This window comes from Variovorax ureilyticus (assembly GCF_037889935.1).
In the GTDB taxonomy this organism is placed as follows: Bacteria; Pseudomonadota; Gammaproteobacteria; order Burkholderiales; family Burkholderiaceae_C; genus Variovorax; species Variovorax ureilyticus.
Window position 1 is genome coordinate 269,747 of sequence record NZ_JBBKZU010000009.1, and the last position, 24,934, is coordinate 294,680.

Annotated in this window: 22 protein-coding genes; 15 read left to right on the top strand and 7 right to left on the bottom strand. The window is 67.5% G+C overall.

Annotated elements, in window-relative coordinates; all coding sequences use genetic code 11:
- The gene (locus tag WKW77_RS21450) at window positions 1-1,092 is read left to right on the top strand and encodes an NAD-dependent epimerase/dehydratase family protein (RefSeq protein ID WP_340358932.1); all 1,092 of its coding nucleotides are present in this window, start codon (window positions 1-3) and stop codon (window positions 1,090-1,092) included.
- A 19-nt stretch (window positions 1,093-1,111) separates the two neighbouring features.
- Here the strand turns inward: WKW77_RS21450 and WKW77_RS21455 are convergent, their stop codons facing one another.
- Both WKW77_RS21455 and WKW77_RS21460 read right to left on the bottom strand, forming a co-directional pair.
- On the bottom strand, window positions 1,112-2,044 hold the full coding sequence (locus WKW77_RS21455; protein WP_340358904.1) for a glycosyltransferase family protein: 933 nt from the start codon (window positions 2,042-2,044) through the stop codon (window positions 1,112-1,114).
- Window positions 2,045-2,147: 103 nt separating this feature from the next.
- The gene (locus tag WKW77_RS21460; RefSeq protein WP_340358905.1) at window positions 2,148-3,029 is read right to left on the bottom strand and encodes a DUF6279 family lipoprotein; all 882 of its coding nucleotides are present in this window, start codon (window positions 3,027-3,029) and stop codon (window positions 2,148-2,150) included.
- Between WKW77_RS21460 and glmU the strand changes: the two genes are divergently transcribed.
- The gene (gene glmU, locus WKW77_RS21465; RefSeq protein ID WP_340358906.1) at window positions 3,028-4,458 is read left to right on the top strand and encodes a bifunctional UDP-N-acetylglucosamine diphosphorylase/glucosamine-1-phosphate N-acetyltransferase GlmU; all 1,431 of its coding nucleotides are present in this window, start codon (window positions 3,028-3,030) and stop codon (window positions 4,456-4,458) included. The genes WKW77_RS21460 and glmU overlap by 2 nt on opposite strands.
- A 6-nt stretch (window positions 4,459-4,464) precedes the next feature.
- Here the strand turns inward: glmU and WKW77_RS21470 are convergent, their stop codons facing one another.
- Complete coding sequence (locus WKW77_RS21470; protein ID WP_340358907.1) at window positions 4,465-4,944, bottom strand: Lrp/AsnC family transcriptional regulator; 480 nt, start codon at window positions 4,942-4,944, stop codon at window positions 4,465-4,467.
- A gap of 136 nt (window positions 4,945-5,080) precedes the next feature.
- Between WKW77_RS21470 and glmS the strand changes: the two genes are divergently transcribed.
- Both glmS and WKW77_RS21480 read left to right on the top strand, forming a co-directional pair.
- On the top strand, window positions 5,081-6,961 hold the full coding sequence (gene glmS, locus WKW77_RS21475) for a glutamine--fructose-6-phosphate transaminase (isomerizing) (RefSeq protein ID WP_340358908.1): 1,881 nt from the start codon (window positions 5,081-5,083) through the stop codon (window positions 6,959-6,961).
- Window positions 6,962-7,190: 229 nt separating this feature from the next.
- Window positions 7,191-10,235: an ATP-binding protein gene (locus WKW77_RS21480; RefSeq protein ID WP_340358909.1), complete on the top strand. Its 3,045-nt coding sequence runs from the start codon at window positions 7,191-7,193 to the stop codon at window positions 10,233-10,235.
- A gap of 17 nt (window positions 10,236-10,252) precedes the next feature.
- On the opposite strand, the gene WKW77_RS21485 is transcribed toward WKW77_RS21480, so the two are convergent.
- A complete protein-coding gene (locus WKW77_RS21485; protein ID WP_340358910.1) occupies window positions 10,253-11,203 on the bottom strand; it encodes a hypothetical protein in 951 nt (316 codons plus the stop codon).
- A gap of 208 nt (window positions 11,204-11,411) precedes the next feature.
- Complete coding sequence (locus WKW77_RS21490) at window positions 11,412-11,756, bottom strand: hypothetical protein (RefSeq protein WP_340358911.1); 345 nt, start codon at window positions 11,754-11,756, stop codon at window positions 11,412-11,414.
- Between WKW77_RS21490 and WKW77_RS21495 the strand changes: the two genes are divergently transcribed.
- A complete protein-coding gene (locus tag WKW77_RS21495; RefSeq protein ID WP_340358912.1) occupies window positions 11,755-12,225 on the top strand; it encodes a hypothetical protein in 471 nt (156 codons plus the stop codon). The two genes, WKW77_RS21490 and WKW77_RS21495, sit on opposite strands and share 2 nt — an antisense overlap.
- A 9-nt stretch (window positions 12,226-12,234) precedes the next feature.
- On the opposite strand, the gene WKW77_RS21500 is transcribed toward WKW77_RS21495, so the two are convergent.
- On the bottom strand, window positions 12,235-12,399 hold the full coding sequence (locus WKW77_RS21500; protein ID WP_340358913.1) for a hypothetical protein: 165 nt from the start codon (window positions 12,397-12,399) through the stop codon (window positions 12,235-12,237).
- Window positions 12,400-12,576: 177 nt separating this feature from the next.
- On the opposite strand from WKW77_RS21500, the gene WKW77_RS21505 reads away from it, so the two are divergent.
- The 6 genes from WKW77_RS21505 to WKW77_RS21530 all read left to right on the top strand — a co-directional run bounded on the left by WKW77_RS21505 (window position 12,577) and on the right by WKW77_RS21530 (window position 19,128).
- Window positions 12,577-13,017, top strand: coding sequence for a hypothetical protein (locus tag WKW77_RS21505; protein ID WP_340358914.1), 441 nt, complete (start codon window positions 12,577-12,579; stop codon window positions 13,015-13,017).
- A 150-nt stretch (window positions 13,018-13,167) separates the two neighbouring features.
- A complete protein-coding gene (locus WKW77_RS21510; protein ID WP_340358933.1) occupies window positions 13,168-14,616 on the top strand; it encodes an ATPase domain-containing protein in 1,449 nt (482 codons plus the stop codon).
- Window positions 14,613-16,205, top strand: coding sequence for a hybrid sensor histidine kinase/response regulator (locus WKW77_RS21515; RefSeq protein ID WP_340358915.1), 1,593 nt, complete (start codon window positions 14,613-14,615; stop codon window positions 16,203-16,205). Before WKW77_RS21510 ends, WKW77_RS21515 begins: the two co-directional genes overlap by 4 nt.
- Entirely contained in the window at window positions 16,202-16,540 is a 339-nt protein-coding gene (locus tag WKW77_RS21520; RefSeq protein ID WP_340358916.1) for a hypothetical protein, read from the top strand. Before WKW77_RS21515 ends, WKW77_RS21520 begins: the two co-directional genes overlap by 4 nt.
- Window positions 16,541-16,581: 41 nt before the next feature.
- Entirely contained in the window at window positions 16,582-18,147 is a 1,566-nt protein-coding gene (locus WKW77_RS21525) for a phospholipase D family protein (protein ID WP_340358917.1), read from the top strand.
- A gap of 3 nt (window positions 18,148-18,150) precedes the next feature.
- On the top strand, window positions 18,151-19,128 hold the full coding sequence (locus WKW77_RS21530; RefSeq protein ID WP_340358918.1) for a cation diffusion facilitator family transporter: 978 nt from the start codon (window positions 18,151-18,153) through the stop codon (window positions 19,126-19,128).
- Window positions 19,129-19,134: 6 nt separating this feature from the next.
- On the opposite strand, the gene WKW77_RS21535 is transcribed toward WKW77_RS21530, so the two are convergent.
- Window positions 19,135-19,836, bottom strand: coding sequence for a Crp/Fnr family transcriptional regulator (locus WKW77_RS21535; protein WP_340358919.1), 702 nt, complete (start codon window positions 19,834-19,836; stop codon window positions 19,135-19,137).
- Window positions 19,837-19,973: 137 nt separating this feature from the next.
- Between WKW77_RS21535 and WKW77_RS21540 the strand changes: the two genes are divergently transcribed.
- The 4 genes from WKW77_RS21540 (at window position 19,974) to WKW77_RS21555 (ending at window position 24,623) form a co-directional block, all read left to right on the top strand.
- A complete protein-coding gene (locus tag WKW77_RS21540; protein WP_340358920.1) occupies window positions 19,974-21,275 on the top strand; it encodes an aromatic ring-hydroxylating oxygenase subunit alpha in 1,302 nt (433 codons plus the stop codon).
- A 10-nt stretch (window positions 21,276-21,285) separates the two neighbouring features.
- A complete protein-coding gene (locus tag WKW77_RS21545) occupies window positions 21,286-21,957 on the top strand; it encodes an aromatic-ring-hydroxylating dioxygenase subunit beta (RefSeq protein WP_340358921.1) in 672 nt (223 codons plus the stop codon).
- A 164-nt stretch (window positions 21,958-22,121) separates the two neighbouring features.
- Complete coding sequence (locus WKW77_RS21550) at window positions 22,122-23,168, top strand: AI-2E family transporter (protein ID WP_340358922.1); 1,047 nt, start codon at window positions 22,122-22,124, stop codon at window positions 23,166-23,168.
- Between the two features lie 102 nt (window positions 23,169-23,270).
- Window positions 23,271-24,623 carry a tetratricopeptide repeat protein gene (locus WKW77_RS21555; protein ID WP_340358923.1) on the top strand — a complete coding sequence of 451 codons (1,353 nt, stop codon included), beginning with the start codon at window positions 23,271-23,273 and terminating at the stop codon, window positions 24,621-24,623.
- Window positions 24,624-24,934: the final 311 nt, after the last annotated feature.

Here is a 24,934-nt window from a genome sequence, read left to right on the forward strand (position 1 = left end):
ATGCAAGTCGCAGTGCTCGGAGGTTCCGGATTCGTCGGGACCCGCCTGATGGAGAAGTGGGTGCTGGGCGGCACGCACGATGTCCGCGCGATCGTGCGCAGCCCCTACAGCCTGGCCCGCATGGCGCGTTTTGCGCTGCCGCCTTGGAAGCAGGCCGACATCTTCGACGCGGCCGCCCTGGCCGAAGCCATTCGCGGCTGCGACGCGATGGTGCATGCGATCGTCGGCGATGCCGCGCAGATCGTCGCCGCCGCCGAGGCCGCGGTGGAAGCGTGCAAGACCGCGGGCGTCCGCCGGCTCGTCTACCTCAGCAGCGCCTCGGTGCACGGGCAGAACCCGCCGGCCGGCACCCACGATGCCACGCCGCTGAAGGACGACCAGCCCAACGACTACAACAACGCCAAGGTGCGGGCCGAGCGCGTGCTGCGCGAAGCCTCGGGCGTGGAGGTCTGCATCCTGCGCCCTGGCATCGTCTACGGGCCGCGCTGCCAGTGGTTCAGCGGGCTGCCGCGTGCGCTGCACTCGAAGCAGGCGTTCCTGGTCGAGGGCGGACACGGCCTGTGCAACCACATCTACGTCGATAACCTGATCCATGCGATCGAGCTGGGCCTCACGCATGCGCGCGCGACCGAGGGCGCCTTCTACGTTGCGGACGGCACCTGCATGACCTGGCGCGAGTTCTACCAGCCGCTTGCACAGGCGCTGGGCTTCGACGTCTCCGACTTCCGCGACGTGCCGGCTGCAGGCGTTCCCGCGCGATCGTTGCGCGAGCGCGTGGCCTGGGCCAAGCAGGTGCCGGCTTCGCGGATGATCCTTCCGATGTTCAGCCGGCGCCTCAAGGACGCGGTGAAGGCCGGCCTGGAGCGCTATACGGCGCCGCCGATCGCCAGCGGCTTCGTGCTGCCACACGCGCCGTCGCCATCGGCGGACTACGAGATCAGCCAGCTGCACACCTGTGCGACGCGGTTGCCGATGGATCGCGCGGTCGAGGTGCTCGGCTATGCGCCACCCTTGAGCGCCGCAGAGGGCCTGGACCGCAGCGCGCGCTGGCTCGCGGGCCTCTGGGTCACCGCGCCCGCCGCGAAGAAGTGAGACGGCGCGCGCGGCCGCGTCAGGCCGAGCGGTAGACGCGGCCGATCGCCGCCGCGATCTTCAGTTCGAGGCGCCGCCGCGCGAGGTCGCCCTCGTCCCACACCTTGATCGGCGCATTCGCGAACTGGTAGTACGCCTTGGCCGCGAGCCGCGGCGGTTGCCCGCGCAGCGCCTGCCGGATGTGCTTGCCGTGCCACGGCTTGACCGAGCCGATTGCATGCGAGAGGTAGTAGCCGCCCGGCGCGAAATCCATCGCCTCGGGGCCGGCGGTGTTCAGCGGGGCGTCGTACACGGTCAACGCGAAGTTGAGCGCGTCCTGATCGGTCGAATGGAAGAGGTCCGCCCCGCCGCCGATCTTGAGCTTCTCGGCGCCTGCGTTGTGCGCAAGCACGAGATCGCAGAGGTGCCGCCACAGGTCGAGGAAGTCCATGTGCGCGCGCGGCACCGCGATGAAGCCTGCGTTGTAGTAGCGCTCGAGCGCGCGCTTCGGCACGATGCCGTGCGGCTCGAAGAAGCGGTTCCATTGCAGCCGCTTCGGATGCCGTGCCGGGAAGCACCAGTTGACGTCCTCGATCAGCGAGATGCCGTCGTCGGTGAACCAGCCGCAGAACGAAGGCCAGTCGCACTTCACCACGATGTCGGGATCGATGTAGGCCATCACCGCCGCTTCGGGCGCATGCTTTTCGAGCAGGTCGCGAATGAAGGTCGGCTTGTAATAGGTGAAGTGCACCGGCGTGTCGAGGAACATCATGCGAAGCGCGAGGCCGGGTGCGACCTCGAACCTGCCGGAGCCTGCATCGAACGAGGGCGCGCCGGTGATCCACGCCGGCAGTTCGCCGCGATAGCCGACCCACAGATCGCCTCGATAGCCCGCCGCAATGAGCGAATTGGTCAGCGCGGCGACGCCGTAGTGGTAGTTCTTTTCGAAGAGCGTGCAGAGGCTGATGTTCATTCGGGAATGGTCGGTCGGCGCGAAGGGCGGGCGCGCTCAAGTGTAAACAAATGTTGTACTTTGCGGCTGGATATTGCCTGTGTCATTCGTCATAGTTCGGCCGCTAAAGCGCTGAAGCCAGCTCGCGCAGATCGTCCTCGTAGGCTTGCAGCCGCTGCCTCGCCTTGCTGCGCTGGGCGGGCGTAGTCTGGTTGTGCAGCTCGGCGACGGTGCGGCACGACTCCTCCCGTTGCGACTGCCGCCGCTCCCGCTCCGTCCCGGTCGGCTCCGCCACGTGGCGCACGAAAGCGCGCACCGCAGCCTGTGCATCGGAAGGGGCGGCTTTCTCGGCCAACAGCCTGCGAAGCAGCGCGAGGATCTCCTGCTGGCGCGCCCTGCGGTTGGCGTCGAACTCGCGCGGGTCGAAGCTGGATTGCGCGATCTGGCGGCGCAGCAGATCGCGCTGCGCCGCATCGAGCCGGCCGTAGAAGTCCTCGCTGCGGTCCAGGAACTGCTCGTAGCGCTTCTCGCGCTGATCCTTCGGGCTCAGTGCGATCCACTCCTTGCCGTAATCGGCGTTGACCCGCGCGTACTTGCGCTCGAGGTGCGCAAGCTGCGCATCGCTCAGGCTCAGGGCCACGTCCGCACCCGCGGACACCGCGCGGTCCGCCAGCGCGAGCAGGCGGGCCTGGATCGAGTCGGCCAGCTCGCAGGCCTGCGCGGGCGTGACGTCGTCGGCCGCCAGCGTGCGCGTGCGGCGCAGCAGGTCGATGACTTTCGGCAGTTCGTTCTGCCGGTGCCACTCCAGCACTTGCGTGAGTTCGTCGCGCACCCGTGGCGTCTGGGAGCTGTCGAAGTCGACGTAGCTGTCGAGCCACCAGTAGCTCACCTCCGGCAGGTTGTTGTAGGCGAGCTTGATCGCGCTGCAGGCCGCGAGGCAGCCCGCGAGGACCAGCACCCCGATAATTCGCGCCAGCCTTGCGCAACGCATCCGGAAAAGTGGCATGAATCAGACCCCGCAACAGAATCAGGAACCCATCGACGTCGTCATCATGGCAGCCGGCAAAGGCACGCGCATGAAAAGCAGCATGCCCAAAGTGTTGCATCGATTGGGGGGGCGCGCGCTGGTGGCGCACGTGATCGACACCGCGACGCGCATCGGCGCGCGCAACATCGTGGTCGTGACCGGCCATGGCGCGGCCGACGTCGAGGCGGCGCTCGAAGGCGCGGCAGCCGGCAGGGCGCCCGCGTTCGCGCGGCAGGTGCCGCAGCTCGGCACCGGCCACGCGGTGCAGCAGGCGGTGCCGCATCTGCCCGACGACGGCACGGTGGTCGTGCTCTCGGGCGACGTGCCGCTGATCGGCGAATCCACGCTGCGCGCGCTGGTCGCGCAGAGCGCCGGCCGCCGCCTTGCGCTGCTGACCATCCGCACCCCCACCCCGAAGGGCTACGGCCGGATCCTTCGCGCGGAAGGGCAGCACGACGGCGACGTGCTCGCGATCGTCGAGGAAAAGGATGCCTCCGAAGCCCAGCGCGCGATCGACGAGATCTACACCGGTGTCATGGCGGTGCCGAGCCGCTTGCTCAAGGCGTGGCTGACGCGGCTGGACAACAAGAATGCGCAGGGCGAGTTCTATCTGACCGACGTGGTCGGCTTCGCATCGGTCGATGGCGTGCCGATCGTCGCGCACCGCACGGAGGATGCGATCGAGGTGCTCGGCGTGAATTCGCCTTCGCAGCTGGCTGCGCTCGAACGCGCGTTCCAGCTTCGGCAGGCCGAGGCGCTCATGGCGCAGGGCGTGCGGCTGGCCGATCCGGCGCGCTTCGACCTGCGCGGCACGCTGGCCTGCGAGGCGGATGTGGAGATCGACGTGAACTGCGTGTTCGAAGGCGCGGTGTCGCTTGGCGCGGGCGTGACCGTCGGCGCGAACTGCGTGATCGCCAATGCGCGCATCGAGACCGGCTCGGTGATCCATCCCTTCACGCACATCGACGGCGAGAAGGCCGGCGTGACGGTCGGCGCGGGCTCGCTCGTCGGGCCTTTCGCGCGGCTGCGTCCGGGTGCGCGGCTCGGCCCCGAAGTGCACATCGGCAACTTCGTCGAGGTCAAGAACTCCACGCTTGCGGCCGGCGCGAAGGCGAACCACCTGGCGTACCTCGGCGACGCGACGGTGGGCGAGCGGGTCAACTACGGCGCCGGCAGCATCACCGCAAACTACGACGGCGCCAACAAGCACCGCACGATCATCGGCGACGACGTGCACGTGGGCAGCAATTGCGTGCTGGTGGCGCCGGTCACCATCGGCGCGGGCGGCACCATCGGCGGTGGCTCGACGGTGACCAAGAGCACCGAGCCCGGCGCGCTGACGATCTCGCGCGCGCGCCAAACCAGCTTCCCGAACTGGCAGCGGCCCAAGAAGGCGCCGAAGACCTGAGCGCCTTCAGTCGAGCCCGGGCAAGGGCACGCGCGGCGAGAACTTCGCGCGCTTGACGCTGAAGAAGGCTTTCACGTTGCGCACGTTCGCGTCGTTCGTGAAGAGCCGCTGCGCGAGCGCGTGGTAGAGCGGCATGTCGCGCACGGTGACCACCAGCACGAAATCCGGCCCCGGCGAGACGCGGTAGCACTGCTGCACCGCGTCGTCCGCCACCGCGCGCTGCTCGAAGGCATCGAGCGCCGTGGCGTCCTGCCGGTCCAGCGAGACCTCCACGATGACGGTAAGCAGCGGGGAGACGCGTCCTGCGTCGAGGATCGCCACTTCGCGTTCGATCCAGCCCGACTCACGCAGGCGACGCACCCGTCGCAGGCAGGTCGGCGGGGAGATGTTGAAACGCTCCGCGAGCGCCTGGTTGCTTTGGGTGGTGTCCGTTTGCAGCGCGTCGAGAACGCGCAGGTCGGTTGCGTCGAGGTCGATTTCTTTCATGATGAGATTAATTATGAAATAAACAGACGAACGAGAGAAGTGATGAAATCTGTCGTCACAAATTGGCAATAACGAGTCGATTAATTTCTCTCCGCCGCTCGTACGATTCGCGCACTTCAATCCAGGAGCACCTCCCATGTGTGGCATCGTCGGCGCCGTTTCAGGCCGCAACATCGTTCCCGTTCTCGTGCAGGGCCTGCAACGCCTCGAATACCGTGGCTATGACTCGTGCGGCGTCGCGGTGCATGCCGGCGGTCTCCAGCGCGCGCGCACCACATCGCGCGTGGCCGACCTTCTCGCGCAGGTGCAGGGCGACCACATCGAAGGGCTCACCGGCATCGCCCACACCCGCTGGGCCACGCACGGCGCACCCGCCGTCCACAACGCACACCCGCACTTCAGCCACGGGCCAGGGGCCGATGCGCAGACGGCGCGGCCCGGCCGCATCGCGCTGGTCCACAACGGCATCATCGAGAACCACGAAGCGCTGCGCGAGGCGCTGCAGGCCAAGGGCTATGTCTTCGCGAGCCAGACCGACACCGAGGTCATCGCGCACCTCATCGACAGCCACTACGACGGCGACCTCTTCGAAGCGGTGAAGGCGAGCGTGAAGCAGTTGCACGGCGCCTATGCCATCGCCGCGATCTGCCGCGACGAGCCGCACCGCGTGATCGGTGCGCGCGCGGGTTCGCCGCTGATCCTCGGCGTGGGCAAGGAGCAGGGCGAGAACTTCCTCGCCAGCGACGCGATGGCGCTGGCCGGCGTGACCGACCAGATCGTCTACCTCGAAGAAGGCGACGTGGTCGACATCCAGCCCGGCAAGTACTGGATCGTCGACCGCGCGCACAAGCCGGTGACCCGCCCGGTGCGCACGGTGCAGGCGCACAGCGGCGCGGCCGAACTCGGGCCCTACCGCCACTACATGCAGAAGGAGATCTTCGAGCAGCCGCGTGCGATCGCGGACACGCTCGAAGGCGTCGAGGGCATCGTGCCGGAGCTGTTCGACGGCATCTCGGCCGACGGCACGCCCGGCGCCGCGGCCTGGCGCGTATTCAAGGACATCGACAAGGTGCTGATCCTCGCCTGCGGCACCAGCTACTACAGCGGCTGCGCTGCGAAGTACTGGCTCGAAGCGATCGCGAAGATCCCGACGCAGGTGGAGATCGCGAGCGAGTACCGCTATCGCGAATCGGTGCCCGACCCGAAGACGCTGGTGGTGACGATCAGCCAGTCGGGCGAGACCGCCGACACGCTCGCTGCGCTCAAGCATGCGCGATCGCTGGGCATGGAGCACACGCTCACCATCTGCAACGTCGCGACCAGCGCGATGGTGCGCGAGTGCAAGCTGGCCTACATCACGCGCGCCGGCGCGGAGATCGGCGTGGCATCGACCAAGGCCTTCACCACGCAACTCGCGGGGCTCTTCCTGCTCACCCTCGCGCTGGCGCAATCGCGCGGCCTGCTGACGCAGGAGAGCGAGGCACGCTTTCTCAAGGAGATGCGCCACCTGCCGGTCGCGCTGCAATCGGTGCTTGCGCTGGAGCCGCAGGTCATCAGCTGGGCGGAGGACTTCGCGCGCAAGGAGAACGCGCTCTTCCTCGGCCGCGGACTGCATTTCCCGATCGCGCTCGAAGGCGCGCTCAAGCTCAAGGAGGTGACCTACATCCACGCCGAGGCCTATGCGGCCGGCGAACTCAAGCACGGGCCGCTCGCGCTCGTGACCAGCGAAATGCCGGTGGTGGCGGTGGCGCCCAACGACGCGCTGCTCGAGAAGCTCAAGAGCAACCTGCAGGAAGTGCGCGCGCGCGGCGGCGTGCTCTACGTGCTGGCCGATGGAGACACCCGCATCGACAGTTCCGAAGGCGTGCACGTGATCCGCATGCCCGAGCACTACGGCGCCCTGTCGCCGCTGCTGCACGTGGTGCCGCTGCAGTTGCTCGCCTATCACACCGCCTGCGCACGCGGGACCGACGTGGACAAGCCGCGCAACCTGGCCAAGAGCGTCACGGTCGAGTGAGGCGGGGGCGATAGGGCGGGGGGGCGGCCGTCGGCGGGCGGCGGCGGCACGGTGGGGCGCGCCTCGCGCCTGGCGGATGAAGGCGCCTCGACGGGCCGGTTGCATCTTCTGGCGATCGGTTGCGGCATCGGCAAGAATGCAATGCCTCTTGCGTCCGGCCGAGCCTGCGATCCCGAGTTGCGGGTGCGATGGACCCGGATGGCCCACTTCTGCCCACGGAAGGAGCCCCATGGAAATCGAGTCCAACTGGCCGACGCGCGCGATCGACCGCAGCGGCATCCTCACCTTGGCGCTCACCCTGGTGCTTGCGATCGCGAGCTACTTCTTCGGCCAGCCCATGGCCATCGAGCTGCACTGGTTCTGGATGGCTTTGGGATCCGTGTGCATGGTGGGTCTCTCGCTCGTGCAGTTCGTGCGCACCAAGCGGCTGCAGCGCCATGACGACGAGCTTCACGCGATCGTGGACGCGGTGCCCCACGTCCTTTTCTTCAAGGATGCGCAGGCCCGCTACCAGAGCATCAACGCGGAGTTCGCGCGCGTGTTTGGTCTGGATCAGCGCAAGGCCATCGGGCACACGGACCATGATCTGTTCGGCGCCGAGCTGCATGAACGCTTCGTGGCGCAGGACCGTGAGCTGATCGCCTCGGGCGCGGCCCGCACCTTCGAGGAAGAGATCGAGATCGGAGGCGCCCGGCACTGTTTCGAGTCTCGCAAGCGACCCGTCTACGACAGGAGGCAGAAGCTGTGCGGCATCGTCGGCGTGGCGATCGACGTCACCGAGCAGCGGGCGGTCAAGCGCCGGATGGAGGATCTCAATGCGCGCCTCGGCGTCGCGCTGGACGCCGCGCGCATGGGCGTCTGGGAGTGGAATCCGGCCAGTGGCGAAGTGCGGCTCGACCCGCGCGCTCGCGACATCCTGGGCTTGAGCGGAACCGCCAATGCCGAAATCGATTTCCTTGCGAAGCTGCATCCGGACGACGTGGATCCGGTCAAGGAGTACATGAGGATCGTGCGCAGCGGACGGGAGGTGGGCGTCTACGAGTTTCGCGTGGTGGACGACCAGGGTGCGGTGCGCTGGATCGAAGGCTTCATGTCGATGGACCGCATGCGCGCGGGCTACGACTTCGTGATCGGCGTCAACCGCGACATCACCGAGCGGCGTCAGGCCGAGTTCGAGCTCAGCGCGGCGAAGTCCGAGGCGGAACGCGTTCTCGCCGAGCTCGGGCAATCGCGAAGCGACCTCGACCTCGCGTTGAGCGTGGGCGGGCTGGGGGTCTGGCGTTCGGTCACCCGGCCTCTCGGGGTCCCCCATGTGAACGACCCGGCGTTTCTCGATGCGCCCATCGAGGCCGACCAGCGCCTGCGGGAGATCTGCGGATTCGGCGACGGCGCGGTGATGACCTACCGAGGTTTGTTTGCGCTGATCGATCCGCAGGACCGCAAACGCGTGGCGGAGCGACTGGGCGAGCTGTACCGGCAACAAGGGGGTGCCTTTCGCAAGCAGTTCCGCATCTTTCCGAAGGCTCGTGCCGAGCGCATCGTCGAAGTGCGCGGGAGCCTGTCGATGCGCACCGACCCGGCCGCCCCGGGCACCGTCATCTCCTTCATCGGCATCGTCAAGGACATCACCGACGAAGAAGCGCTCAAGGCGAGCCTGGTGACCAAGGCCGAGGAGGCGCGCTCGGCGGTGGACGCCAAGGCCCACTTCCTCGCCATGATGAGCCACGAGGTGCGCACGCCGCTGAACGGCGTGCTCGGCATGATCGACCTGGTGCTGGACACGCCCCTGGACGACGACCAGCGCACGATGCTCATGCGCTGCCGGGAGTCGTCGGTGTCGCTCTTGACCATCATCAACGACATCCTGGACTTCTCGAAGATCGAGGCGCGCATGCTGGACATCGAGAGCCGGCCGCTGTCGCTGGCCAGTCTCGTGGAGGACGTGTGCGCCACCTTCGCGGCGGAGACTGCGCGCAAGGCCATCGGACTGGACTTCCACGTCGACGCGGCCATCCCGCAGTTCGTGGTGGGCGATGCCGTGCGGCTGCGCCAGGTGCTCACCAACCTGATCGGCAATGCGGTCAAGTTCACGGACCATGGCCAGGTGCACGTGAGCGTGATGCGCACGCCACGAGACGAGCTGGAGTTGGCGGTCCGGGACACCGGCATCGGCATCGATCCGGGCGCGGTCGAGACGCTGTTCGAGCCCTTCCGCCAGGCCGACATCGCCACCACCCGGCGCTTCGGCGGCACGGGCCTGGGGCTGACGATCGTCCGGCAGCTGGTGGAACTGATGCAAGGCAGCGTGCGCTGCGAGAGCGCGCTCGGCGTGGGCAGCCGCTTCATCGTGACCTTGCCCCTGCGCCCTTGGGTGCCCAGCGTGGACTCCATGCCCGGACGCGGTGCGTCGCAACGACTCGCCATCGATGCCGGCAGGCAGCCCGCGATCGATCGATCGCTGCCCGGACCCGCGACCGGGCAAGGCAAGCGCGTGCTGCTGGCGGAAGACCATCCGATCAATCGCGAGGTGATCACACGCCAATTGGTCAAGCTGGGCTATGCGTGCGATGTCGCCGAAGATGGCCAGCAAGCGTGGGAGATGCTGGCTTCGTCCGGCGTCGGCGCAGGCTATGCGCTGCTGCTGACCGACTGCCACATGCCGAGGCTCGACGGCTATGAACTGACGAAACGGCTGCGCGAGCGGGAAGCCGCGCAAAGCAGGCCCCGGCTGCCGATCGTGGCCCTGACCGCCAATGCCCTGCCGGGCGAGGCCGAGCGCTGCCTGGCGCTGGGCATGGACGCCTATCTGTCCAAGCCGCTGCAACTGGAGGATCTGGGAAGGACGTTGTCGGATGTGCTCCAGCAGGGGCAGGACGGCAATGGCGCAGGGCGCGCTTCCGACGCAGGCGGCGATCCGGCTGCACCGTCCCGATATGCCGGCCTCACGCAGCTGTCCGGTGGCGACGCGAGCAAGGTCGCGAAGCTGGTGCAGATCTTCGTGGCGGCAACCGAAACGGACATGCGGGCGATGGACCGCGCCGCGGCGGCCGCCGACCACGCCGCCTTGCGCCAACTCGCGCACCGCATGTGCTCCGCCTGCCACCAGCTCGACGAGCACGACGCCGTGCAAGCCTTCCGTGCCGTGGAAAACCAGGAGGCGGATGACGATGCGCAGCTCTCGCGCCAGACCCTGTGTGCCTACCAGGCCGCTCGCGAGGAACTCGAATCGGTCATGCAGCGTGCGCAGGCTTTTGTGCGTGACGTCGCCGGGTGAAATTCCACCGGCGAGGACTATCGCGCGGCGCGGTGAATGGCCCCGCGGCGATACGGCGGAGCCACGACATACGCATCGAGAAAGGCAAAGATGCGATCGGCGGTCGTGCGCCCGAATCCTCGAGAGGAGGTCACTTCTTCACGCGCGACGAAACTGCGCAGCGCGTCCAGCGTGTGGATGCCGCGCGCGTTCAATGTGTCGACGGACGACCCCAGCCACGGGCGCAACTCTTCCACGGGTGTGTGCGCGGCGGTGGGGGCCGCCAGTTCATGGGTCTCGACCAGCCCGTGGCGCCAGAGTTCCAGGGGTGTTGCCGACCCGGCAAACGGGCGATCGGTCAGCATCAGGGCCTCATAGACTTCACGCGCTTCCCGTTTGCCGAAGCTTTCGCAGATCACTGCAAGGGAGAGTTTTCGCAGCGCGCCGACGGTCTGGTGGCCGCGGCCCAGTGCCCGCGTGAGCGTCGACGGCCGGAGGCCGAGCGAGGAGAGCGGCGATGCATCCTTCAAGCCCTTGAGCGCCGAAGCCCGGGCCTCCCGCGGAAGCGCGAGCACGGCCCTGCTTTGATCGAGTGCGCGCTGCGTGGCATCCGGGTCGGGCGAAAACGCCATGCCAACTTGCGCGAGGGCCTCACGCAGCCGGGTGAGGGTGCCGCGCCCGATGGACTCCTCGCTCAAGAGCTCACTTTCGCTGATGGCGGACAGGTCCTCGACGCGAAAGATGGCGAGCTCTCTCAGGATGTGATGGACATTCGCTCGCAGCGGGATCTCCTCGATGGGCGTCTCAGGGGCGAGAAGGGGCGAATCGAGCCGCTGGGCAGCCTTCGGGTGCCAATTGAAGGACGCAAAGACGAAAGGCACGTCCTCCGCAACAATTCCTTCGCGTTGCGAGATGGCGTGAATCCGTTTGGCCTCCACGACCGCCTTGCGCATTGCCGCGAGGCAGGCTCGCAGTTCACTGTCGGGCAATTGGGCGAGATCGTTGATTGTTTGAATCGTGCGCGTCGGAATAGGGCCTCCGATCTGGCCGGTGGGCGTTTCTCTCCATGCTCGACGCAACGACGAGGGAGCCGCAGACCGGCACAGTCTCGAACCGCTCGTGCGTAGCGTCAATTGCACTTTGGTGCATGCCTGCGCTGAACGAAGGCTGACCGGAATCCGAACCGATCGGCCGAACTCAGCGGTATTTCCATCGGACCTCGCCGAATTCGTTTTGCGCGCCTTCGGATAGCCTAGCTCTCATGAATGCTTCTTCCGAAACGACACTTGCCGGTCCCAGGAGCCTGCTGAGGTTTCTGATGGGCGAGGGCTGGCTGTTCAACAAGAGGGCGTCGCGCATCTCGCGCGCTCCGTCCGCCGCGGTGCCGTCGCGGCCGCTGTCCGCGCGCAGCGCATTGCACGCGCATTTGCGTGCGGGCACCGACTGGCCGCCGACGAAATCGCAGGCACCGTTCTCACGGGCGCTCGCAGGAAGCCGGCCAGTGCTGCCGAAGTCCGAGGGGATCGAGGCGTCCGTCTTCATGGACCGTCTGCTCGAACTCGACCGTCTGCGCGGCAACGGAAGCGCGAGCATTGCCAAGCGCGATGAGCTGCTCGATTGGCTGGGCGCGAAGCTCTTCAGCCGCATGCGCATGCATCGCGAACTCTTCCGGCCGCAATGGCTTGCAGCGGGCAATGGCGAACACTACGACACGCGGTTCCGGCCGCTCGACCCTGCGCGCGACTCGCTCTTCGCTTGCCGCGTCGAGGGCGACGAGCTCGTTGCAGTGGTCGAACGCAGGGCCCGCCGCGCGGGGTCGCGCGTCGTCACCCGCACGGTGCGCTTTCCACTTCGCTTCCTGGCCGACGGGGGCGAGAGCCGCATGTGGTTGGACGCCAGCCAGCGCCTGCGCCGGCTGCGCGTGGAACGCGAGGAGGCGATCGCGCGTTTCGACGAGATGGAAACCCAGGTGCAGGCGCTGCTGGAGCGCTACTCGACCGCGGTGGCCTGAACGCACCCGCTACGACCCCCTGCGGCGCGCCTGTGTCTGGTTGCCGCTGCCTGCGTGGGACTCGCGGTCGTGGCGGCTTTCCGGCGTGCGGCGGCTCTCGTGCCGCTGCGTGGGGTGTTTCGACGGCTTGTTGTGTTCGGTGTGGCCCTTGCGGTCGTTCTGCGAATTCGACATGGATGGTCCTTTCGTGATGCCGCCGCCGGCCGGCATGCGGCAAAGCCATTGACCGGCGGGGCCCCTCCCGGCCTTATCGGAAAGGGCTTGCAGCGCATGTAGTCGATATCGCACGTGGCGTGCGCCCGCCGTCGATCAAGTTGATTGCTCCGTCCCTGGATTTCACGGAGCACCGCGATGGACAGATCCGATCCCAACCCGTTTCCTTTCCCGACCTCCGAGCGGCACGATCCGCCGCGCGCGCAGCACGTGCGGCCGGTCGAGCAGCCGCTGAGCGAAGACGCGCTCGACCACGGGATCGAGGAATCCTTTCCCGCGAGCGATCCGGTGTCGGTCAACGTCACCAAGGCCGCACCCGCGCTGCGGCCAGTGAACAACGCGCAGCGTGCAAGCCGCGCCCCCCAGGGCGAAAACACGCATCTGGCCCTGCGAACCGGCCTCGCAACCGGCACGTTGGCGGGCATTGCCTGCTCGATCGGCCTGGCCGCGATGGGCCGTCGCGACGCCGGGCGGTCGTTGGCGTGGGTGTGCGGCGCCTTCGTGGCCGGCCTTGCGCTCGGCTGTGCGGCGGGCGGCCGTTCGCCTCATGCCACCAAGGGCCCGGAGCCCGAGGTCTGAAGTCGTAGGAGCCGCCCTACGCCACTCAACAACATCGCGCGAATGGCAGAGGCGGGGTGTGCGTGCTACTTTTATTCGGCTCGCAACCGAGGAAAGGACCGCACCTTGTCCCAGCCCGAAAAACACCAATCCGCTGCACCCGTTCTGAAGATGGGTGTGCCCGGTCTCGACGATGTGCTCGGGGGTGGTCTCACCGCCGAACGGCTCTACCTGGTCGAAGGCGCACCCGGCGCCGGCAAGACCACGCTGGCGATCCAGTTCCTGCGCGAGGGCGCGGCGCAGGGCGAGCGCGCGCTCTACATCACGCTGTCCGAGACGGCCGGCGAACTCTCCGAGGTGGCGCGCTCGCACGGATGGGACCTGAACGGCATCGAGGTGCGCGAGATGCTGCCGAGCGAGGAGGCGCTGGCGCCTGACGACCAGTACACCATGTTCCATCCCTCCGAGGTCGAACTGAGCGAGACCACGCTGCGCATCCTGGCGGAGGTCGAAAAGATCAAGCCCAGCCGCGTGGTCTTCGACTCGCTGTCCGAGCTGCGCCTGCTCGCGGGCGGATCGCTGCGCTACCGGCGGCAGATCCTGGCGCTGAAGCACTTCTTCACGGGTCGCCAGTGCACCGTGATGCTGCTGGACGATCTCACCGCCACCGAGCAGGACCTGCAGCTGCAGAGCATCGCCCACGCGGTGATCCGCCTGGAGCAGGTCAATCCCGACTACGGTGCATCGCGGCGCAGGCTCGTGATCACCAAGTACCGCGGCAAGGAGTTTCGTGCCGGCTATCACGACTACAGGATCGTGCGCGGCGGGCTGCAGGTCTTTCCGCGGCTGGTGGCGGCCGAGCACACGCCGCCTTTGATGCAAACGCGGATTCCGAGCGGCCTTGCCCAGCTCGACGACCTGTTGGGCGGGGGCATCGAAAAAGGCACCAGCACGCTCTTCGTCGGCGCCCCGGGCACCGGCAAATCGAGCATGGCGGTGCAGTTCGCGGTGGCGGCGGCGCGGCGCGGCGAGCATGCCGCGCTCTTCATCTTCGACGAGAGCATCGGCACGCTGCGCACCCGCTGCGAAGGTCTGGGGATGGACCTCGCGCCGTTCCTCGAATCGGGCCACATCCACATTCGGCAGGTGGACCCGGCCGAGCTGTCGCCGGGCGAGTTCGTCCACGAGATACGCACCTCGGTCACCGACTTCCACGCCACGGTGGTGGTCATCGACAGCCTGAATGGCTATCTCAACGCGATGCCGGACGAGCGCTTTCTCATCGTGCAACTGCACGAGCTGCTGACTTTCCTCGGGCAGTCCGGCGTCGCCACGATGCTCGTCGGCGCACATCAGGGCCTCATCGGCGCACAGATGCAGGCGCCGGTCGATGCGAGCTACCTCGCGGACGCGGTGGTGCTGCTGCGTTACTTCGAGGCGCATGGCGAAGTGCGCCAGGCCATCTCGGTCGTCAAGAAGCGAAGCGGCATGCACGAACGGACGATCCGCGGCTTCTCGCTGGGCTCCGACGGCATCCGGATCGGCGAGCCGTTGCGGAACTTCCGCGGCATCCTCACCGGCGTTCCGGTGCTGGTGGACGGAGCGAGCACCCCATCGTGAGCCAGGACAATTCGGCGCTCGAAGAGCGCATCCTTCTGCGCACCGCGACCACGGGCGATGCACGCCTGGCGAAGGACGTGCTCCAGCGCGCGAACTTCGTGGCCCACGTGTGCGACGACATGCATGCCCTGGTGAGCGAACTGTCGCGCGGCGTCGGTGCGGTCATGGTGGCCGAAGAGGTGATCGGCGAGGTGGCCACCTCCGAGCTCGCCAGCGCGCTGGCCCTGCAGCCGCCCTGGTCGGATGTGCCGGTGCTCGTGCTGGCGCGGCGGGGCGCGGATTCGCGCGCCATCGCCAGCGCCATGGACGAGTTCGCGAACGTCACCGTGATCGAGCGGCCCATGCGCGTGGCTGCGCTGGTCACCGCGCTGCGCGCGGCGTTGCGTGCGCGGCGGCGCCAGTACGAGCTTCGCAACCTGCTCGACAGCCTTCGCGATGCGGACCAGCGCAAGACCGAGTTCCTGGCCACCCTGGCGCATGAGCTGCGCAATCCGCTGGCCCCGCTGAGCACCGCGCTGTCGCTGCTGGCGCGCAAGAAGCCGCCGCCCGCGGAGGCCGGCAAGTACTACGAGCTGATGACGCGTCAGGTCGACCACATGGTGCGCCTGGTGAACGACCTGATGGAGGTGTCGCGCATCACGCGCGGCAAGATCGACCTGCAGTTGGCGCAGGTGCTGCTGGATTCGGTGATCGACGAAGCGGTCGAGCTGAGCCGGCCGCTGTTCGAGCGCGGCGGCCACGCACTGGTGCTGGACCTGCCGTCCGAGCCGCTGGTGGTGCGCGGCGATGCGGTGCGGCTGACGCAGGTGTTCTCGAACCTCCTGAACAACGCGGCGAAGTATTCGCCGACGCCCGGCAAGGTCAGCGTGGTGGCGCGCCACGAGGCGCAGCATGCGGTGGTGCGGGTCGTCGACACCGGCACTGGCATCGCGCCGGACATGCTGCGTTCCATCTTCGACATGTTCGTGCAGGTGAGCGGTACGGCCAAGGCGGCGCAGGGCGGGCTCGGGATCGGGCTGACGCTGGTCAAGAGCCTGGTGGAGCTGCACGGCGGCACCGTCGAGGCCGCGAGCGACGGCCCGGGACGCGGCGCGACGTTCACCGTGCGGCTGCCGCTCGCGCGGCTGATCCCTTCTTCGCGCCGGCCGTCGTCGCGCGGGACCGCGGAGACGGAGATCAAGGGAACCGTGCTCGTGGTCGACGACAACCACGATGCCGCCGACAGCCTGGTCGAGCTGCTGGCTTCGCTGGGCGCCACGCCCATCGTGGCCTACAGCGGCGAGGAGGCACTGCGGATCGCGCGCGACAGGAAACCCACGCTCGCGCTGCTGGACATCGGCATGCCCGGCATGGATGGCTGCGAGCTGGCCCGCTGCTTGCGCGCCGAACCCTGGGGCGAGGACCTGCATCTGATCGCGCTCACCGGATGGGGGCAGCAGGGCCTGCGCGCGCGCATCGCCGAGGCCGGCTTCGACCACCATCTGCTCAAGCCATTGAACCTGTCCGAGTTCGTGCGGCTGCTCAAGCACGAGCGGGCGGCACGCGATCGCCAGGTCGCGGCGAAGGAAATTCAGACACCCGCCTCATGAAGAGATCCATCGTGACCGCGCTGGCCGCGATCGCCGTCGTCGCCCATGTCCGGGCCGAACCCATCAGGCTGCCGGTCGACAGCGACGACAAGGGCACCGTGTATGTCGCGCCGAACGTGCAATCGACCGAGAAGTCGGCCGAGACCAAGGGCGCGACCATCGGTGTGCAGAAACCCGATGGCGCCGGCGCCTACGGCGGTGTCGACACCAGCGGCGAGCGCCCGACCTACTCGTTGGGCGGGAGCACCGGTGGCAAGACGTCGTTCTCGGCCGGCGCGACCTCCGACGGCAAGAACAACGCCGGCGTGAAGGCGGGGGTGACGATCAAGTACTAGACCTCGATCGCTCCGCAGGTTTTGATGCGAGGATCGCATTCATGCGTCCGCGCCTCGCGTCTCTCGCCGCCTTCGCCTGCCTGCTCGCCACCGGCTGCGCCTCGCTGCCGCCGCCCGTGCAGGCACCGCCGACCCATGCGATCGAAGACGCCGCCACCACGCGCCTCGGCCGCGTCGCGCACGACTCGCTGTCTGGCGGCGATCCGTCGCTGTCGGGCTTCCGCCTGCTGCCGGAGGCCGAAACGTCCTTCAACGCGCGCATCGCGCTCGCGCGGCGGGCGCAGAAGTCGATCGATGCGCAGTACTACCTGATCGGCAACGACAGCATCGGCCAGCAGTTCCTGCGCGAACTGCGCGATGCGGCCGCGCGCGGGGTGCGGGTACGGCTCATCGTGGACGATCTCTACACCGCGGGTGAAGACCCGTTGCTCACGGGCCTGGCCGCGGTCCCCCACGTGGAAGTGCGCGTGTTCAATCCGCTGCCCTCGCGTTCCGGCTGGTTCGCAGGCCGCGTGCTCGCGTCGCTCGACGATTTCGAGCGCATCGACCACCGGATGCACAACAAGCTCTTCATCGCGGACAACGCCTTCGCGGTCGCGGGCGGCCGCAACATGGCCGACGCCTATTTCATGCAGAGCACCGCGCTGAACTTCATCGACTTCGATGTGCTGGGCGCGGGGCCGATCGTGCAGGACATGTCGAAGGCGTTCGACCTGTACTGGAACAGCCCGCATGTGTGGCCGATCGACACCGTGGCGGGCACCCGGCCCTCGGCCGAAGGCCGCGCCCGCTTCGACGCGCTGGTCGCGCAGGCGGGCGAGCGCATCGTCGAGCGCCCGCTCGACGTGCTCGGCCAGCCGGCGGTCGCTTCGCAGCTCGACGCGGGGCGGGTGGCGCTGGTGCCCGCTTCGGCGCAACTCTTCGTCGACAGCCCCGACAAGGTGAATGCGGACAGTGCGGCCGACAAGCAGACGGTGACGACCCAGACGCTGGGCGTCTTCGCGAAGGCGCGCGAGAACGTGCGTATCGTCTCGCCGTACTTCATCCCCGGCGAGCGCGGCATGGCGATGATGGAGGCGGTGCATGTGCCGCCGGGCGACGAAAGCCCGATCACGGTGATCACCAATTCGCTGGGCTCGACGGACGAGCCGCTGGTCTACGCCGAGTACGCGAAATACCGCATGCGCCTGCTGAAAGCCGGGGTGCGGCTCTACGAGATCGGGCCGCAGCTCGCCCCGCGCAGCGATCACCTCGGCAACTTCGGCCGCTCGCAGGCCGGACTGCACGCCAAGATGGCGACGATCGACGACCGTTGGGTCTTCATCGGCTCGATGAACCTCGACGGCCGATCGGCGGTGAAGAACACCGAGCTGGGCCTCGTGATCGACAGCCCGGCGCTGGTGAAGCCGCTGCGGGGGCTGTTCCACGACGGCGTGGTGGGCGGCGCCTACCGCCTGCAGCTTTCGCCCGACCGCTCGCGGATCGAATGGCAGGAGCGTGCAGCCGACGGCCGCGTGACGGTGCATCCGCACGAGCCGCACGACAGCGCCTGGCAGCGCATCAAGTTCTGGCTGATGCTGCCGCTGGTCAACCAGAACGAGCTGTAGAGCATGGCGATGAGAACCTTCAGCCGCTTCCACCGCCGCCTCGGCACCGACGCGCCCGTGCCGGGGCAGGCGCGCGCGGCGGCGATCGCCCTGGGAACCGGCGCGCTGATGGCCATCGGCAAGACGGCGGCCGCCATGTACACCGGTTCGGCTTCGATGTCGGCGGAGGCGGTGCACTCGTGGGTCTCGACGGTCACCGAGGTCTTCCTCATCGCCGCCTACCTGGCTGCCCGCCGGCCTGCCGATGCCGGGCATCCCCTCGGCCATGGGCGCGAGTCGTACGTGTGGTCGCTCTTCGCCTCGATCGGCATGTTCGTGGTGGGCGCGCAGGTGGGCATCTGGCGCGGCCTGCGGCAGCTCGACCTGCCGGACGCGACCACCGACTACCGCTTCGGCTACATCGTGATCGCGCTGTCGTTCGGGCTGCAGTTCGTGTCGTTCATGCAGGCGATCCGCTTCGTGCGCGAGCGCGCGGCGGAGCGCGACCTCGGCGTGTTCAAGCATGTGTTCGACACCTCGGACTCGCAGTTGCGCGCGGTGGTCACGGGCGACTTCATCGCACTCGTCGGGCTCGCGGTAGCGGCGATGGGCATGGCGCTGCACCAGATCACCGGCGAGGTCGCCTACGACGCGGCCGGCTCGATGCTGATCGGCATGCTGATGGGCGTGGCGGGCCTGTTCCTCATCAACGTGAACCGGCACTACCTGGCGGGCGTGCCGCTCTCGGAAGAGCGCAGCGCAGCGGCGATCAAGGCGCTCGAAGCGGTGCCGCTGGTCGAGCGCGTGACCTTCTTCTTCGCGGAATTCGTCGGCCCCGACCGGCTGATCGTGGTGGTGCGGGTGGTGATCGCGGGCGAGCACGACCAGGCGGCGCTGTCACGCATCCTGCATGCGTTGGAGATGCGCATCATGGAGCACAAGTCCGTGGCCCGCGCGATCGTGGCGCTGGCCACGCCGGAGGAAATGGAAAAGGTGCGCTGACCGCCGTCAGGCCCTGGGTGCGGGCGGCTCGGCCAGTGCGAGCTTTTCCTCCAGCCGCTGCCGGTCGGCCAGCAAGCGGCCGGCCACCAGCTTCACCACCTCGAAGCCGAAGGCCGGGTTCTGGTAGTAGAGCTGCCGGAAGGTGTTCTCGTCGATCTGCAGCACGGTGCATGGCGTGACGCAGCGTGCGGTGAGGCTGCGGCGCTTGTCGGGCGCGAAGAAGGCGATCTCGCCGAAGAGCCGTCCGGCATCCATGACTTCGCCGATCTCCACGAACTCGATCTGCCCCTCCGCGAGGAAGTACAGGTGCGTCGCCTCGTCGCCCTTGTGGAAGAGCACGCCGTTCTTGCGCAGCCGCTTCTTGCGCATGTAGGGCCGCAGCCAGACGCCCGAGAGATCGGAGCCGGCCGAGGCCCTCACGCGGCGCGTGAGGCGCACCATTTCGGCCGTGCGGTAGAGGTTGATCGGCAGCATGGTGCCGTGCAGCAGCACCATGATGAGCGAGGGATGCAGCGCCCCGTAGATCAGGAAGCCGAGGTTGCCCCCCACCGCGAGGCAGCGCAGCGGGATCATGGTCTTGACGAAGGCGCTGACGATGACGAGCGCGCCGGCGACGCCTGCCGAACAAAGCGCGACGATCCCCACGGGCGTTTCCAGCGCCTGGTAGAGCGATGCAATCGCGGTGTCGAACAGTGCGATGGAGGACATGGGGCTCCTTGTGGCGGCCAGAGCGTAGCGTATCGAGGCGGCGCCGTGAGGGTAAATCAGGGACATCCCACGCCATGCCGGGAGCAAACTCCGTCCCGGGTCCGGTCCGGGACCGGGTACGACAAAGGACAGGCACGATGAAGAACTTCGATCCGAGCGCGCTGGTCGAGCCCGACCGCGTCCACAGGACGGTCTACACCGACCCGGCGATCTTCGATGCCGAGATGGAGAGGATCTGGGAGCGAACCTGGGTCTACTGCGGCCATGTCTCGCAGGTGCCCAGGCCCGGCGACTACTACGCCGTGACCATCGGGCGTCAGCCGATGTTCATGGTGCGGCAGCCGGATGGTTCGGTGCGGGTGCTGCACAACCGCTGCCCGCATCGCGGGGTGCAACTGGTGGGCAATCTCAAGGGCAACACCGGCAGCAGCATCGTGTGCTCGTACCACGCATGGAGCTTCCATCTCGACGGCAGCGTGCGCGCGATCCCGCTCGCGCAGGGCTACGAGGGCACGCGCATGACGCGCGACAACCCGGACTGCGGCGTGAAGCCGGCAGCGCGGGTCGACAGCTACCGCGGCTTCGTCTTCGCGAGCCTCGCGCGCGAGGGGCCCTCGCTGATGGAATTCCTCGGCGAGGCGCGCGTCGCCTTCGACGACATGTGCGACCGCTCGCCGGTGGGCGAGGTCGAGGTCGTGCCGATCTGCCACCGCGTGATCCAGCACTCGAACTGGAAGTTCTTCATGGAGAACCAGCTCGATGCGCTGCATCCCTCGGTCACGCACCAGTCCACCGGCATCGCGGCGGGGCGCGTGGAAAAGCGGCTGAAGGCGCAACAGGAGAAGGTGCCGCTGTACTACCACTATCTCTCGGCCTTCGCGTCGAGCTTCGAACAGTGGAACTCGGTGCAGACCATCAACTTCCCGCACGGGCACGGCATCCTCAAGGCCTACATGGGCCTGCGCCCGCAGGACCCGGACACGCTTGCGCACGAGGCCCTGCTCAAGCAGGCCTATGGCGAGCAGCGCGCGGAGGAATACCTCTCGCGCAGCATCCACCACGTGCTGGTCTATCCGTACCTGTCGGTCCAGTCGCCGCTGCAGCAGTTGCGCTGCCTCCGGCCGATCTCTCCGGACAAGACGCTTTCTGAGATCTGGCACTTCCGCCTGAAGGGCGTACCGGAGGCCATCTACCGCCGCAGCCTCTGGTACTACAACCTCGTCAATTCGCCGGCCACGATGATCAATGCCGACGACCTGGAGAACTGGACCAAGGGCCAATGGGGACTGCAGTCCAAAGGCGGCGACTGGGTCAGCTTCCACCGCTATTTCGGCGACGACCGCGAGGAGGGCGGCGTGACCTATTCGAACCACGGCACCTCCGAGGCGGTGATGCGCAGCCAGTTCCGTGCATGGTCGGCCTACATGTCGGCCGAGTGAGGGAAAGACCATGACCGCACGCGAAACATCCTCCGCGATCCCCGACGCAGGCCCGGACTTCGAACACCTGCTCGCGCAGGACGTGGTGATCGAAGGCGGCAGCGGCGATGCGCCGACCGGCGCGCAGGCGCTGGCGCCCGACCATTCGCCGCGCGCGCCGCTGTCGTCGGCCACCGACGTGCCGCGCGCCGGCCTCGTCGCCGGCACCGACCTGCAGCGCGAGGTCGAGCAGTTGCTCTACCTGCAGGCCGAGCTGCTCGACCGCAAACTCTGGCAGGCGTGGATGGACCTCTTCGACGAGCGCGGCATCTACTGGATGCCGGTCACGCCCGAGCAGACCGAGTGGGAAGGCTCGCCCTCGATCTTTGCCGAGGACAAGCTGATGATGGAGATCCGCAAGGGCCGCGTCTCGCATCCCAACGCCTGGTCGCAGGCGCCGATGTGGGAGACCAATCACATCGTCGGCAATGTCGCGATCGAATCGGTCGACGGCACGACGGTCCAGGTCCGCTCGCGCTTCCACATGATGGAGCTGCGCCGCGACGACGTGCGGCACTTCGGCGGCACCTACCGGCACACGCTGGTGCGCGACGCTGCGGGGGCGCTGCGCATCGCCCTGCAGCGGGTCGATCTCTTCAACGGCCAGGCGCCGTTCGACTACGTGCTGCAGATCTGGGTATAGCGCGTCCGCTTCAGTCAAGCCGGACGCTCGCCTTCCTCGCCGGCACCGGTCGAGGTAGGCTGCATCGCGGTGCCCGCTCGCCGCAGCGGACGTCGGCGCGACACGCAACGCGCATAAGATCAGACCCGCCATTGCCCACACCACCGCGAGGAGCAGCGTCCGACATGGATCACCGATTCCAAACCTTCGTGTATGGCACCGCCATCGCACTGATGATCGGTTGGGTGTTCTACATCGGCCGCGACGTCTTCGTGCCGATCATGTTCAGCGTCTTCGTGGTGTACGTGATCCTCGGCATCGCACGGCTGATCCAGAGCATTCCGGTGGTGGGCCGCAAGCTGCCCCAATGGGTCATCTCGCTGCTGTCGATGTTCATCATCGCCTTCGGCCTGTGCCTGGTGGTCTACACCCTGATCGCCAACAAGGACAGCGTGATCGCGCAGGCCCCGCGCTATCAGGAGTCGCTGCTTGCCGCAGTGCAGAAGGTGGCGGTGTGGCTGCGCTTCGAGTCGGAGCCCACCTGGACCACGCTGCGCCGCGACCTGCTCGCGCAGGTGAGCCTGCAGCGCCTCGTGGGTTCGGCGCTGTCGTCGGTCTCGTCGCTGGTGGCCACCTTCGTGGTGGTGGGGCTCTACGCCTGCTTCCTGCTGGTGGAGCGCGGCCATCTCGAAGCCAAGATCAACGCGATCGCGCACAGCCCGCAGCATGCGCAGCGCATCAAGCAGGTCATCGCCGACATCAACGCGCGCGTGGGTGCCTACCTGGCGCTCAAGACACTGCTGGGCGTGCTGCTCGGCGCACTGAGCTGGGTGATCATGCGCGTGATGGGCCTGGAGTTCGCGCCGTTCTGGGCGGTCGTGATCGCGCTGCTGAACTACGTGCCCTACATCGGTTCGGTGCTGAGCGTGCTGCTCCCCGGTGCGATGGCGATGGCGCAGTTCGGCGATGCGAACCACGTGCTGTCGATCATGCTGTGGCTCACCGTGGTGCAGTTCGCGATCGGCAACTTCCTCGATCCCTACATCATGGGCAATTCGCTCAATCTCAGTCCCTTCGCGATCCTCGTGAGCCTCGCGGTGTGGGTGGCGCTGTGGGGCGTGGCGGGTGCGTTCCTCGCGGTGCCGATCACGGCGATGCTGACCATCATCTTCTCGGAGTTCCCGGGGACGCGGCCCGTGGCGGTGCTGCTGTCGCAAAGCGGCAAGCCATAGACCAGAGCCCCGGCGCGCTACTTCGTTCGCGTTGCGTGGGAAACGGGCTGCGTGTTAAATGCGGCGCGTCGGGTGGGTTGCCGACCCGAGGAGACATTCGAGATGATCGAAACCCCTACCGTGCGCCGCGGCTTCGTCCGTGCGCCGTGGCGATCGGCCGTGCAGGCCCTCGCTGTTTCGTCGGCCGTCCTGTTCGCGAACACCGCCTTCGCGGACGACCCCGACATCGCGCGCGCACAGCAGCTCGTGCGTGAAGGCAAGTACCAGGACGCCTACGGACTGCTCTCGCCGTTCGAGAGCGCCAACGCGGGCGATGCCGAATTCAGCTATCTCCTGGGCCGTGCCGCGCTGGGCACGCAGCAGCCCGAGAAGGCCAAGGCCCTCTTCCAGCGCAGTCTTGCCGGGCGGCCGGACTTCGTTCCCGCGCACCTGGGCCTGGGCCGCGCGTACTTCGCGCTCGGTGCATATGCTGAAGCCAAGATCGAGTTCGAAACCGTGTTCCGTTTCGAGAACCTGCCGCCCGACGTGCGCTCGCAGGCCGAGGTCTACGACCAGGCGGCGCGTCAGTCGCTCGACGAGAACAGGCCGCTGTCGGGCTTCGGCTATGCGGAGATGGGCATCGGGCAGTACCGCGTGAACGAGACGGTCGGCACGAACGCACTGGGTGGCGGCGATCGCCGCGACACCTTCTACAACGCACGTGCCGGCGGCGGCTTCAACTATGCGCTGCAGAACGGCTATGCGATCGACGGCACGCTGGACTATCGCTATCGCTACTACGACAACTCGGACAGCCGCAGCGATTCGGATCTGCGCTGGCGGCTCGCGGGCAGCAAGGCCCTTGGCGAGAACAACCTCTCGGCGGGCTTCAGGGGCCGGACCAGCTACCGCGGCGATGGCAACTACCGCAACGATGTCTCGATCTTCACCGACTACCGGATGCGCCACGACCCGGACAACCAGTTCACCTTCGGCGGGGATATCCGGCGACGCAACTATCCCGAGGGCCCCGAGCGCAATCGGAGCCGCACCACTGCGCTGCTGTCGGCCGGGTGGGTCAACTCGTTCATGGATGGCAAGGGCAGCCTCTCCCTCACCGGCCATGCCGGGCGCAACTACGCCACGAGCCGGCCCGATGGCGATTCCAACGTGTTCGGCGCAACGGCTGCGCTGGACTTCACCGTCAGCAACACCCTGAGCTGGGGCGGCTTCGTGTGGTGGGAGCGCGATCTCTTCGCCTCGGACAACATCCACTTTCATCCGGACACCGCCGACAACACCGTGCTGCTGCGGCGGCGCGACAACCTCTACGAAGTCGGTGCCTATGTGGTGTGGGAATTCATGCCCACATGGAGTCTGCGACCGGAGCTGCTGTGGATCCGCGACCAGAGCAATTCGATCGGCTTCAACTACAGCTCGACCGAACTCTGGGTGAACCTGCGCAAGAGCTTCTAGGCGAGCCGCCGGCGCGCCATCTGGGCGTCATCTGCGCGTCATCAATGCACGCGTGCAATGCTGGCCGAATGGTCTATGGGCGCCCATCTCGTGTCGACTTGACAAGCTTTCACACGGGTCTGATGCTCGGCCGCGATCAGTCCATGGCTGAGCCTTCGCGATAACGACGGAGCGAGGATTCGATGGCATCAGAACAAAAAATGTCCCGCATGCAGCTCACCGCGATGGTGGTGGGCGGGATGGTGGGCGCGGGGATCTTCTCGCTGCCGCGCACCTTCGCCGGGGCGACGGGGCCGTTGGGGGCGGTCATC

What these genes read in the sequence shown, in the direction of transcription:
- WKW77_RS21450 (WP_340358932.1), top strand. Translation starts at nt 1, where the DNA reads ATGCAAGTCGCAGTGCTCGGAGGTTCCGGATTCGTCGGGACCCGCCTG.
- WKW77_RS21455 (WP_340358904.1), bottom strand. Translation starts at nt 2,044, where the DNA reads ATGAACATCAGCCTCTGCACGCTCTTCGAAAAGAACTACCACTACGGC.
- glmU (WP_340358906.1), top strand. Translation starts at nt 3,028, where the DNA reads ATGAATCAGACCCCGCAACAGAATCAGGAACCCATCGACGTCGTCATC.
- WKW77_RS21460 (WP_340358905.1), bottom strand. Translation starts at nt 3,029, where the DNA reads ATGCCACTTTTCCGGATGCGTTGCGCAAGGCTGGCGCGAATTATCGGG.
- WKW77_RS21470 (WP_340358907.1), bottom strand. Translation starts at nt 4,944, where the DNA reads ATGAAAGAAATCGACCTCGACGCAACCGACCTGCGCGTTCTCGACGCG.
- glmS (WP_340358908.1), top strand. Translation starts at nt 5,081, where the DNA reads ATGTGTGGCATCGTCGGCGCCGTTTCAGGCCGCAACATCGTTCCCGTT.
- WKW77_RS21480 (WP_340358909.1), top strand. Translation starts at nt 7,191, where the DNA reads ATGGAAATCGAGTCCAACTGGCCGACGCGCGCGATCGACCGCAGCGGC.
- WKW77_RS21495 (WP_340358912.1), top strand. Translation starts at nt 11,755, where the DNA reads ATGGACCGTCTGCTCGAACTCGACCGTCTGCGCGGCAACGGAAGCGCG.
- WKW77_RS21490 (WP_340358911.1), bottom strand. Translation starts at nt 11,756, where the DNA reads ATGAAGACGGACGCCTCGATCCCCTCGGACTTCGGCAGCACTGGCCGG.
- WKW77_RS21500 (WP_340358913.1), bottom strand. Translation starts at nt 12,399, where the DNA reads ATGTCGAATTCGCAGAACGACCGCAAGGGCCACACCGAACACAACAAG.
- WKW77_RS21505 (WP_340358914.1), top strand. Translation starts at nt 12,577, where the DNA reads ATGGACAGATCCGATCCCAACCCGTTTCCTTTCCCGACCTCCGAGCGG.
- WKW77_RS21510 (WP_340358933.1), top strand. Translation starts at nt 13,168, where the DNA reads ATGGGTGTGCCCGGTCTCGACGATGTGCTCGGGGGTGGTCTCACCGCC.
- WKW77_RS21520 (WP_340358916.1), top strand. Translation starts at nt 16,202, where the DNA reads ATGAAGAGATCCATCGTGACCGCGCTGGCCGCGATCGCCGTCGTCGCC.
- WKW77_RS21525 (WP_340358917.1), top strand. Translation starts at nt 16,582, where the DNA reads ATGCGTCCGCGCCTCGCGTCTCTCGCCGCCTTCGCCTGCCTGCTCGCC.
- WKW77_RS21530 (WP_340358918.1), top strand. Translation starts at nt 18,151, where the DNA reads ATGGCGATGAGAACCTTCAGCCGCTTCCACCGCCGCCTCGGCACCGAC.
- WKW77_RS21535 (WP_340358919.1), bottom strand. Translation starts at nt 19,836, where the DNA reads ATGTCCTCCATCGCACTGTTCGACACCGCGATTGCATCGCTCTACCAG.
- WKW77_RS21540 (WP_340358920.1), top strand. Translation starts at nt 19,974, where the DNA reads ATGAAGAACTTCGATCCGAGCGCGCTGGTCGAGCCCGACCGCGTCCAC.
- WKW77_RS21545 (WP_340358921.1), top strand. Translation starts at nt 21,286, where the DNA reads ATGACCGCACGCGAAACATCCTCCGCGATCCCCGACGCAGGCCCGGAC.
- WKW77_RS21550 (WP_340358922.1), top strand. Translation starts at nt 22,122, where the DNA reads ATGGATCACCGATTCCAAACCTTCGTGTATGGCACCGCCATCGCACTG.
- WKW77_RS21555 (WP_340358923.1), top strand. Translation starts at nt 23,271, where the DNA reads ATGATCGAAACCCCTACCGTGCGCCGCGGCTTCGTCCGTGCGCCGTGG.